Here is a 2,817-nt window from a genome sequence, read left to right on the forward strand (position 1 = left end):
TCATAGCTTTAAGTGTGTGAAGGTATCCCGAAAAAGTTATTTCCGTAATTTTTCCAGGCCTTTCAAGGGGCCGAAAAATTCCAGAATAACTTTTCCCGCCAATTACACACTTATCGGGACGCTACCCCCTGGTACTGCCTACAGCATCTGCCCACTTTTTTTCTTTACTTCTTGGCGAGAAGAATCTGTATTACTACCAACGACAGAGATTTGAGCGTCACCCTGAGGCCCCGATGTTATCGTGGAGATGGATCTCCTCAATTTAGGAGATGCTTCACCTCCGCAAGCTACGGTTCAGCATGACGGACCACAGATGTCATTGCCTTTCTGTAAATGCCAAATTTTAAGAACTCGAAGTGACGGATATTGTGTCTTTTGTCTTGTGTCTTGAATCTTGCGTCTTAAAGTGGTTGAAATAAGTAGGTATACAGAGGAGTTTCGGGCTGAGTGGGACAACTTGGTGGAAGTAAGCATCAACGGGACCTTTTTGCATCAAAGGGATTTTTTGGAGTACCATGGGGAGCGGTTTGGAGATTATTCTCTTTTGGCGCTCGCAGCTGGGAAATTGGTTGCGGTACTTCCTGCCGAAACTGAGAATGGAAAGGTGTCTTCCCACCGTGGTTTGAGTTACGGGGGATGGGTCTTTGGGCTGGGAATAGATTCAGAAACGGTTCGGGCTGTGGTATTGGAAGGCTTTAATTTCCTCAAGGAGGGTGGATTTGAAAGCCTCTATATTCGATCTATACCGGCTTTTTACTTTACCGAGCATTTCTCGGCTGTTCAGGCTATCTATCGGCAGTTTGGTATAAAAACCGCAAGCAAGACCTTTCAGACCATCGTCCCGCCTTTTACCTGGAAGGATAAGGGCAGGCGCTGGGGGCTACACAAGGCGCAGCGTTCAGGCATGCAGGTGAGCAATGATGCCCGGTATTTGGAGGATTTTTGGGACAAGGTGCTTTGTCCGAACCTTTGGATGCGGCACCAAGCCAAGCCGGTCCATTCAGTCGCGGAAATGCAGACTTTGATGGTCCGATTTCCCAATGAAATCAAGTTATACACGGCGGTGCTGGAAGGAGAAGTGCTGGCTGGGGTGCTGGTGTTTTGTACGAAGCGGGGGATTCATGCACAGTATATCGCCAATGGGCCCAAAGGTCGGCAGTTGAGGGCTTTGGACCTGTTGATGCACCATTTGATGTTTGGGGCGTATGCCGATATGCCCTTTCTCAGTCTTGGGATTTCCAATGAACCCTCGACCGGGGAGATCAATCGGGGACTTTACGCTTGGAAGCAAAGTCTGGGGGCTATTGATTTTGAGGAATGGGATTATGAATTCCGCCTTCAGGAGACGCCGATAAAAGCCAGATTCACCTGATTTCCACGCTGATTTCTTCCCCAAAGACAATGCTTTCGACGATTTTCCAATACATGGACTCGTTGGAGGAAGGGCTGATGGTGATACCTTGCTCGTCCCTTTTTGCCAGCATGAAGTCATCTACAGTGAGGGTTTCAAACCATTTGGCTGCGTTGATTTCAAATACGATGGTGGGGTTGATGGGTGAATTGGAGGAAAATGGATCTTGCCCCTTGAGGTTGGCCTCCATGTCGAAGCGGGGGAAGATGTTTTGGGCACAAAAGGAGAAGGGGACCAAGTTGTCCGAGGGGTCTATGAATGTGCCGGAGAGGCATATCGAAGGCATGTCTTCATGGTCTGCCAACTGGATGCCAAAGCTGAGGCGCTCGTATTCGCCCTCCGGGATGTTGATGAAAAAGTCGTCCATGCCGCCGCTGCTGTCGAGGCTGACCTGTTTGATTTTCTTGAATTGGATGTCGAGCCGCTTGGCAAAATCCGCCACCTCATTGGCGCCTTCCATGTGCAGCTCCAGTTTTTTGATCAGCAGAAAACCCACTTGGATGATGAAAAGGGGTTTTGAAGGATGCTTACTCGGGCTGTTGGTTGGGAAGTTTTCTTTGAGGACAAAGTTGAGGCCAATGCTGCCTTCGCTCAGTTGACTGAGGAGGATGTCTTGGGCCCGGTATTGGATGATCAGCATAACTGTGATTTTTCAGACTAAAAGCAAAGAATCAACGGAACTGTCCCTTATGCAGGGAACCCAAAAGCGCTACTTCAGTCCAACAGTCCCAATTTTGGTGCCAATAACGAACATTTATTTGAAATCGGGATGCCTTCTTTCATGAATGCCGTTATTTTAGGTTTTTCAAGTTTCGCTTCAGATAAACCGCCTTATTTTTTGATATAAAATATTGATTTTAAAGGCCTTGCTTAATTTTGATAAAAGTCAATTCTTCTTTTTGAAAATCAATTTTTAAAACATGAAAGGCGAAAATACTTCTGCCAAAAAAATTGGGAAAATGGTCGAGAAAATGAAAATTTTTTTTGAGTGTGGCAGGGATTTGCAAATGCAGGATGATGGGGTAAATTTGTTTTCATTGAGTAAAAAAATTACTCATTAAAGAGCGAGGTTGGGACTGGCGGGGCGAAGCTGTTTAAAGTACGAAGTACGATGTACAAAGTACCAAGTATGAAGTTAGAAGTACGATGTACGAAGTTAGAAGTACGAGATGCGAGAATGGGGAACGCAAAGATGCAGAGGGGCGAAGAGCGCAGAGAATACCTTGTACGAAGTACGATGTACCAAGTATGAAGTTAGAAGTACGAAGTACGATGTACAAAGTACCAAGTGTGCATGCCTGATATAGGTTGACAAAAAAACGTCAACCGTATGAAAAAGCGAGCATCAAAATTGGAGATCAGGAGACACAGGTGTTTTTCTGAGGAATTCAAGAAGATTAAGGTTC

General features: G+C 46.0%; 2 protein-coding genes. One reads left to right on the forward strand and one right to left on the reverse strand.

Annotation, left to right across the window (positions count from 1 at the left end):
- The first annotated feature begins 394 nt into the window (after positions 1-394).
- A complete protein-coding gene (locus L0U89_RS20120; RefSeq protein WP_234863171.1) occupies positions 395-1,372 on the forward strand; it encodes a GNAT family N-acetyltransferase in 978 nt (325 codons plus the stop codon).
- Here L0U89_RS20120 and L0U89_RS20125 read toward each other — a convergent pair.
- Positions 1,365-2,051 (reverse strand): hypothetical protein, encoded by a 687-nt coding sequence (locus tag L0U89_RS20125; RefSeq protein WP_234863172.1) that lies wholly within the window; start codon positions 2,049-2,051, stop codon positions 1,365-1,367. The genes L0U89_RS20120 and L0U89_RS20125 overlap by 8 nt on opposite strands.
- Positions 2,052-2,817: the final 766 nt, after the last annotated feature.

This window comes from Mariniradius sediminis (genome assembly GCF_021491425.1).
In the GTDB taxonomy this organism is placed as follows: Bacteria; Bacteroidota; Bacteroidia; order Cytophagales; family Cyclobacteriaceae; genus Mariniradius; species Mariniradius saccharolyticus.